The organism is Pseudomonas sp. SG-MS2, assembly GCF_009933855.1.
In the GTDB taxonomy this organism is placed as follows: domain Bacteria; phylum Pseudomonadota; class Gammaproteobacteria; order Pseudomonadales; family Pseudomonadaceae; genus Aquipseudomonas; species Aquipseudomonas putida_E.
Map to the genome: position 1 here is coordinate 1 of NZ_MOMO01000188.1, position 7,217 is coordinate 7,217.

At 62.6% G+C, this 7,217-nt stretch carries 8 protein-coding genes; 3 read left to right on the forward strand and 5 right to left on the reverse strand.

What is annotated here, in order from left to right; all coding sequences use genetic code 11:
• Nucleotides 1–33: 33 nt before the first annotated feature.
• The 5 genes from BLX42_RS15785 to BLX42_RS15805 form a co-directional block, all read right to left on the reverse strand.
• Complete coding sequence (locus BLX42_RS15785) at nucleotides 34–1,464, reverse strand: aldehyde dehydrogenase family protein (protein WP_046784578.1); 1,431 nt, start codon at nucleotides 1,462–1,464, stop codon at nucleotides 34–36.
• Between the two features lie 13 nt (nucleotides 1,465–1,477).
• The gene (locus tag BLX42_RS15790) at nucleotides 1,478–2,980 is read right to left on the reverse strand and encodes a cytosine permease (protein ID WP_125923385.1); all 1,503 of its coding nucleotides are present in this window, start codon (nucleotides 2,978–2,980) and stop codon (nucleotides 1,478–1,480) included.
• A gap of 93 nt (nucleotides 2,981–3,073) precedes the next feature.
• Nucleotides 3,074–3,463, reverse strand: a complete 390-nt coding sequence (locus tag BLX42_RS15795) for a nuclear transport factor 2 family protein (protein WP_039601730.1) — start codon at nucleotides 3,461–3,463, stop codon at nucleotides 3,074–3,076.
• 137 nt (nucleotides 3,464–3,600) lie between these two features.
• The gene (locus tag BLX42_RS15800; protein WP_115273853.1) at nucleotides 3,601–4,125 is read right to left on the reverse strand and encodes an RES family NAD+ phosphorylase; all 525 of its coding nucleotides are present in this window, start codon (nucleotides 4,123–4,125) and stop codon (nucleotides 3,601–3,603) included.
• Nucleotides 4,122–4,517, reverse strand: a complete 396-nt coding sequence (locus BLX42_RS15805; protein WP_046784575.1) for a hypothetical protein — start codon at nucleotides 4,515–4,517, stop codon at nucleotides 4,122–4,124. Before BLX42_RS15805 ends, BLX42_RS15800 begins: the two co-directional genes overlap by 4 nt.
• Nucleotides 4,518–4,718: 201 nt before the next feature.
• Here BLX42_RS15805 and ycaC point away from each other — a divergent pair, with 201 nt between their 5' ends.
• The 3 genes from ycaC to BLX42_RS15820 all read left to right on the forward strand — a co-directional run.
• Nucleotides 4,719–5,339, forward strand: a complete 621-nt coding sequence (gene ycaC / locus BLX42_RS15810) for an isochorismate family cysteine hydrolase YcaC (protein WP_161872134.1) — start codon at nucleotides 4,719–4,721, stop codon at nucleotides 5,337–5,339.
• Between the two features lie 51 nt (nucleotides 5,340–5,390).
• A complete protein-coding gene (ppk2, locus tag BLX42_RS15815; protein ID WP_125923387.1) occupies nucleotides 5,391–6,209 on the forward strand; it encodes a polyphosphate kinase 2 in 819 nt (272 codons plus the stop codon).
• Between the two features lie 36 nt (nucleotides 6,210–6,245).
• On the forward strand, nucleotides 6,246–7,217 hold a 972-nt coding region (locus BLX42_RS15820; protein ID WP_161872135.1), incomplete at its 3' end, for a monovalent cation:proton antiporter-2 (CPA2) family protein.

Below are 7,217 nucleotides of genomic sequence, written 5' to 3' on the forward strand. Positions count from 1 at the left end.
GGCGATTGGGCCGCCTGGCGGCCCCTGGGGCAATCAGCCCAGGCACCGCGTCACATGCTTGACCGACAGGTAGCCCGACAACCCCCAAGGCCCGAGCTCCCGCCCGATCCCGCTACCCTTGGTGCCGCCCCAAGACGTTTCGACGAACACCGCTTGTACCGAGTTGATCCACACATGCCCGACTTCCAGCGCATCGGCCACCCGCTCGGCGCGCTCCAGGTCCGCTGAGCAAACGGTGGCGACAAGGCCGAAACGGCTGTCGTTGGCCTCGGTAATTGCCTGTGCTTCGGTCGAGAATCGACGCGCGCACAGCACCGGCCCGAAGATTTCTTCATTCCACAGGCGGCTGTCCACGGGGACGTCGGCATACAGCGTCGGGCTGACAAACCAGCCGTCGCGGTCCAGCGCCTTGCCACCGGCCAGGCACTGCAGGCCCTCTTCACGGGCGGTGGCAAAGTAGCTGGCAACCTTCAACCATTGCGCCTGGCTGGTCAGCGGGCCCATGTCCACTTCTTCAGTCAGTGGGTTACCAACGCGCAGCGTTTCCAGTGCCTGTTGCAGGCGTGGCAGCAGCGCATCGGCAATGCCATCGTGCACCAGCAAGCGCGAGGTGGCCGAGCACATTTGCCCGGCGTTCCAGGTGATACCGGCGACGATCCACTCCACTGCCTGGTCCACATCGCAATCATCGAACACCACGATCGCCGATTTGCCGCCCAACTCCAGGGTCACGGGCCGGCACTGTGCCGATGCGCTGCGCATCACCTGGCTGCCGACGCTGTTGCTGCCGGTGAACGACAGCTTGTCCAGGCCGCTATGGCTGCTCAGTGCCGCGCCGGTCTCGGCTTTGCCGTTGACAATGTTCAGCACGCCCGCAGGCAGGCCCAGGGTATCGGCGATCTGGCCGTAGGCCTGCTCGATCAGCGGGGTGACTTCCGAGGGCTTGAGCACCACGGTGCAGCCTGCCGCCAAGGCCGGGGCGAGCTTCCAGGCGCTGGTCACCAACGGGAAGTTCCACGGCACGATCAGGCCGACCACACCCACCGGCTCCAGCCGGGTGCGGGCGGTAAAACCCGGTGCGGCCAACGCCACTTCGCGATTCCTTTCCGGCAGTTGCTCGGCCAGGTCGGCGTAATAAGCGAAGGTGGCTATGGCATCGTCCAGGTCGATTTCGGCCTCATGGCGAGGCTTGCCGTTGTTGCGCATTTGCAGGCTGATCAGTGCTTCACGGCGTTGCCCAAGCTGCTCGGCAAAACCGCGCAGGTACGCCGCACGCTCGTTGGCGCTGACCTGCTTCCAAGTGGGCAGGGCATTGCGCGCCGCCGCCACGGCCTGGTCGACCTGGGCAACGCTGGCGGCCATCAGTTCGGCAAAAGGTTGGCCCAATGCAGGGTCATTGACGCTGATGCAGTCGCTGCCCTGGCCTTCGACCCAGCGGCCAGCGATGTAGTGGGAAGTGGTCATGGTCGTTATCCAGTCAGGCCATTTCGGCAGGTTTCAGCACCGGCGTGTGCGCGGTGCTTTTGCAACGCACCCAGCGCGGGCCGTTGGGGCCATACACGCCAGCAGGTTCAGGGAACAGGTTGAGCAGCAGCAGGTACAGCACACCAGCCATGCCCAGGGTTACCGGCAGGCTCACGTCGATGCCGCCAGCCAGGTCGCCCAGCGGGCCGACGAACTGCCCAGGCAGGTTGACGAAGCTCATGCCTACCACCGCGCTGGGGACCCACGCGCCCATGCCGCGCCAGTTCCAGCCATGCAGGAACCAGTAGTGACCGCCGCGCTGGCCGCGGGTGAACACTTGCAGGTCGTCGGCGTGGTAGAAGCCGCGGCGGGTGATCAAGCCGAGAATCATGATCACCATCCACGGGCTGGTGCAGGTAATGATCAGCACGGCGAAGGTCGAAACGCTCTGCACCAGGTTGAAGGTGAAGCGGCCGATGAAGATGAAGGCAATAGCCATTACCCCGATCAGCACGGTGGCGCCTGCGCGGCTGAGCAGCCGCGGGAACACGCTCGACATGTCCAGCCCGGTGCCGTAGAGCGCAGTGGTGCCGGTGGACATGCCACCGATCACCGCGATCAGGCACACCGGCAGGAAGAACCAGCTAGGCGAAATCGCCAACAGGCCACCTACGTAATTGTTGGCGACGATGTAGTCCGCGGCGTGGGTGGCCACCAGGGTGGCGGTGCACAGGCCGAACAGGAACGGGATCAGCGTGGCGGCCTGGGCGGCGATCACCGCCAGCATGATGCGCGCCTTGGGCGTTTGCCGCGGGATATAGCGCGACCAGTCGCCGAGGAAGGCGCCAAACGATACCGGGTTGCTCATGGCCAGAATCGCCGCGCCGACGAAGGCTGCCCAGAATCCGGCCTGGCCAAGGTTGACGCTCCCGGCGTAGCCCGCATCGAACGGGCCGGCAAAGGCGAAGATGCCCAGCAGGAACAGCAGGCTCGAGGCCCATACGGCAACCTTGTTGACCCACAGCATGAAGCGGAAGCCGAAGATGCACACCACCAGCACCAGGATGGCGAACAGGCCGTAGGCCAGGCCCAGGGTCAGGTCGGTTTCGGGCAGCCCGGCCAGGCGCTTGGCGCCGCCGACCAGGGCATCGCCGGAACTCCATACCGACAGCGAGAAGAACGCCACGGCGGTGAGCAGCGACAGGAACGAGCCGACGATGCGCCCATGCACGCCGAAGTGCGCGCCCGACGACACCGCGTTGTTGGTGCCGTTGAGCGCGCCGAACAAGCCCATGGGCGCAAGGATCAGCGCACCCACGCCGACGCCGAGCAGGATCGCCCAGACCCCGGCCTGGAACGACAGCCCGAACAGTACCGGGAAGCTGCCCAGCACGGCGGTGGCAAAGGTGTTGGCACCGCCGAAGATCAGGCGGAACAGGTCCAGCGGGGAGGCGTCGCGTTGATCGTCAGGGATCTGTTCGACGCCATTGGTCTCGATACCGGTCGAGTGGCTCATGGTGATGCTCCAGCGCGGTTGTTGTAGGCCGGCGCGGTGCGCGGGCCCTCTTGTGGGTGCGATGGCAGGGCGGCAGGGCCGCGTAAAGGTGAATCAGGCGACGGTGACGACCGACAGGTGCTCATGGCAGGCCAGCCAGCGTTCGCCGTGGCGGCGGAACACGATGGTTTCGCGCTCGGCCAGTTGGTGCTGCTCGCCGGCGATGCGGATGTGCGTGGCAACATCGTGCATGAAGATCGCCACATCACCCTGCAGGCTCACCTGCGCATTGCTCGAAACGCAGCCGAGCACGGCAAAACCCTCGGCCTGCCATTGGGCCCAGAGGTCTTCGTAGGCGCCGCGCGACAGCAGCGGTTGCGCCAGGGTGTGGAAAAGAAAGGTGGCGTCTTCGCTGAAGCAGGCGAAGTAGCGGGCGGTGTCGTTGCTGGCGAAGGCGGCTACAAGGTCGGCGGCGGCCTGGCGTACCTGAAGTGTCTGGTCCACGGGAGTGGCCTCACGGTTATTGTGATTGTGGTGAAGCGATTCTGGTGGGGGTTGGCGGGTGAACAAATCGCTGGGGGGAAATAATTAGTTCAGGAATTTGTGAAGTGAAGTGCGATGAACCAGGCGCTTAGCCTGACTCAGGAATCACTCCAGGAAGATTGGTCGCGAGGCAAGTCGCCTCTGGGGTCATTAACGATGATAGAACCATGCGCGGGGAGTTGATCGGTGTAGAGCACCAGATTCTTGCCGCCAGCATGCGCAACGGATTCAAAAATGATGCCCGCGCAATCAGCTTCCAGAACAAGATCCCCTATGAGCCAACTGGGCGGTTCGACACCCTCGTTGAAGCGAATCTTGCGCCAGTCACAGAAGAAGTCTTTCCAGATGGGTGGCCAGTCTGCTTGGTAGCCGCCGGTAAAGTCGATCACTCGGTCCAATGTCAGGGAGTAACTCACCAGCAATCCCGGCGGTAAAAACGGACTACCCTGCTGGAACTCGGCCACGGCAGTGGCCGGCTCCAGGGATAGGTAAAGCGCCTCAAGCCCTTTGCGATTGGCGCGGCCACCTTGGGTAGCCGCGCCGGTGCCGGATGTTGGTGTTATTGCCCATTTCGGTGTGTGCAGCCGGTAGCAGGGCAGGTTCTTCAACGCGATGATTTTCATCCTTGAGAACCGGCTTCCCACGACTGCAGGAAGGCGATCAACTGTTCAGTTCGGCCGTCGCTGACAACCTCTTCTGGCGTTCTGTAGTCGAATGTCGACAGCGGTTCGTTCTTGAACCAGAAAATGGCCTTGGTCATGTCCGTGCCCATGTCAGTTACAGCACGCAAGACCCGCACGGCATCACGTATGTACGCCTGGATCTTCTCCGACTCGGGGGCGTTGCGCACGGTGTTGCGATGGACATGGGCGCGGGTTGCGAATGTCTGCTGGTCCATCGAGAACACCTTCAGGAACCGCTCAGGGGAGAACATGACCCGATTGACTTCCCGAAGCGCTTCCATCAGCCCCTCGAAACTTGTGGGTTGAAGTTCCAATACTGCATTGCTGGCCATGATTGACCTCCTGAGGGGGTTCGCTTCTCACAAGCACAATTTTTGCACAATTTGAGCATAAATCAAGATCTTTGCACGCAGGCTGGGACCGCGCTGTCATCGGTTCTGCACCGCCGCCTTGGATCCGACTGGCGGTCTTACTCACCCCCCATCCTTGCCTACGCTGAAACTCCCACCCCAACGTTAGCAAGGAGATCGGTCATGGCCTTCCAATACAAGCGTCTGGACAAGAACAACGCCGCGGTTCTGCTGGTCGATCACCAGACCGGCCTGTTGTCGCTGGTCCGGGATATCGACCCCGACCGTTTCAAGAACAACGTGTTGGCGCTTGCCGACCTGGCCGAGTACTTCAAGCTGCCCACCATCCTCACCACCAGTTTCGAAACCGGCCCCAACGGGCCGCTGGTGCCCGAACTCAAGGAGCAATTCCCCGACGCCCCCTACATCGCCCGGCCGGGCAACATCAACGCCTGGGACAACGAAGATTTCGTCAAGGCGGTGAAGGCCACCGGCAAGAAGCAGTTGCTGATCGCCGGCGTGGTCACGGAAGTCTGTGTGGCCTTCCCGGCGTTGTCGGTGCTGGAGGAGGGCTTCGAGGTGTTCGTGGTCACCGATGCCTCCGGCACCTTCAATGAGCTGACCCGTGATTCGGCCTGGCGGCGGATGGAGGCAGCCGGGGCGCAACTGATGACCTGGTTCGGCGTGGCCTGCGAGCTGCACCGTGATTGGCGCAATGATGTTGAAGGCCTGGGCACGTTGTTCTCCAACCATATTCCCGATTACCGCAACCTGATGACCAGTTACAGCAAGTTGGCCAAGTAAAACGGCAGGGATCGACCATACTGACTGTTCATTCGCACCAAGGAGCGTGTCATGGCCAAGCCGTCCAGGAAGAAAGACTTGCAGGCGCCCGCCGAGAAGCTGGGCGGCAAGGCCTATGACAAACAGCTGAAAGACCTGCATGTGGAATTGGTGAAGCTGCAGGAATGGGTCGTGGCCAAGGGCCTGAAGGTGTGCATCGTATTCGAGGGCCGTGATGGTGCCGGCAAGGGCGGCACCATCAAGGCCATCACCGAGCGGGTCAGCCCACGGGTGTTCCGCGTGGTGGCGCTACCGGCGCCGACTGAACGGGAAAAGTCCCAGATGTATGCCCAGCGCTACCTCAACCACCTGCCGGCAGCGGGGGAGGTAGTGATCTTCGATCGCAGCTGGTACAACCGCGCAGGCGTTGAGCGGGTGATGGGCTTTTGCACCGACGAGCAGGCCGGCAAGTTCCTCGCGGTGGTGCCCTTGCTGGAGAAACTGATGGTCGAGTCGGGGATCATCCTCATCAAGTACTGGCTCGAAGTCAGTGCCCAGGAGCAGACCCGCCGCCTGCAGGACCGCATCAATGACGGCCGCAAGGTGTGGAAACTTTCTCCCATGGACCTCAAGTCCTACACCCGCTGGGACGAATACACCCTCGCCCGCGATGAAATGTTCGCTGCTTCCGATTCATCGTGGGCGCCGTGGTTCCTGGCCCATTCCGACGACAAACGCCGTGCTCGCCTGAACATCATCAGCCATCTGCTTTCGCGCATTCCCTACAAGGACGTCACTGGCGACAAGGTGGTGAAGCTGCCCAAACGCGGCAAGATCGGCAAGTACAAAGCGGTAGCCTATCCCTTCAAAGTGGTCGAAGAGCGTTTCTGATTCCCTCACTGCGCATGGTCGCAAGGGTACGAACCTATGCCACATGACGGCAGCCTGCTGCAGGCTACAGTGGTCTTCCTGCTGGCCGTGGTGCTTCTGGTGCCACTGGCGCAGCGTCTGAAGATGGGGGCGGTGCCTGGCTATCTTCTGGCCGGCATCCTGATTGGCCCTTCGGTATTGGGGCTGCTTGATAACCCAGGCAACGTGGCACGGATTTCAGAGATCGGTGTGGTCATGTTGCTGTTCGTGATTGGCCTGGAGCTATCACCACAGCGCTTGTGGACCATGCGTCGGGCGCTGTTCGGTGTCGGGGCGCTGCAGGTCGGGCTGACTGCCCTGGTGCTTGGCTTGCTGGCGTATGCAGTGTTCGGCCAGTCGAAACCGGCGTCGATCGTTCTGGGGCTGGGCCTTGCCCTGTCGTCCACCGCGTTCGGCCTGCAGGTCCTGGCCGAACGCAAGGACCTGGGCAAACCGCACGGCCGCCTGGCCGTGGCCATCCTGCTGTTTCAGGACATCGCCGCCATACCGCTGATTGCCGTGGTGCCGTTGCTTGGCGGTGATGTCAGCACTGCCGATGAGCGCGCCTGGCCGCTACTGGCGGTGTCACTTGGCATTGGCCTGGTGATCGTCAGCGGCCGTTACCTGATGACGCCGGTGTTCAAATGGACAGTCGGGTCGGGCCTGCCGGAGCTGTCGACCGCCACAGCCTTGCTGGTGGTGCTGGGCACGGCCTGGGTGATGGAGCACGTGGGCATATCCATGGCCCTGGGCGCCTTTCTTGCTGGTGTGCTGATGGCCGAGTCACCGTTTCGCCACGAACTGGAAGCCCAGATCGAGCCGCTCAAGGGCCTGTTGCTGGGGTTGTTTTTCGTCGGGGTGGGAATGAGCGCCGATTTGCGTCTGCTGATCGGCATGCCCCTGGCCGTGCTGGGGCTGACGCTGTTGTTGGTGGGCATCAAATTGCCGCTTCTCTGGGGGTTGGGCCGGCTGGCGGGTGGGCTCACTCAC

What these genes read in the sequence shown, in the direction of transcription:
- ycaC (WP_161872134.1), top strand. Translation starts at nt 4,719, where the DNA reads ATGGCCTTCCAATACAAGCGTCTGGACAAGAACAACGCCGCGGTTCTG.
- BLX42_RS15805 (WP_046784575.1), bottom strand. Translation starts at nt 4,517, where the DNA reads ATGGCCAGCAATGCAGTATTGGAACTTCAACCCACAAGTTTCGAGGGG.
- BLX42_RS15800 (WP_115273853.1), bottom strand. Translation starts at nt 4,125, where the DNA reads ATGAAAATCATCGCGTTGAAGAACCTGCCCTGCTACCGGCTGCACACA.
- BLX42_RS15790 (WP_125923385.1), bottom strand. Translation starts at nt 2,980, where the DNA reads ATGAGCCACTCGACCGGTATCGAGACCAATGGCGTCGAACAGATCCCT.
- BLX42_RS15785 (WP_046784578.1), bottom strand. Translation starts at nt 1,464, where the DNA reads ATGACCACTTCCCACTACATCGCTGGCCGCTGGGTCGAAGGCCAGGGC.
- ppk2 (WP_125923387.1), top strand. Translation starts at nt 5,391, where the DNA reads ATGGCCAAGCCGTCCAGGAAGAAAGACTTGCAGGCGCCCGCCGAGAAG.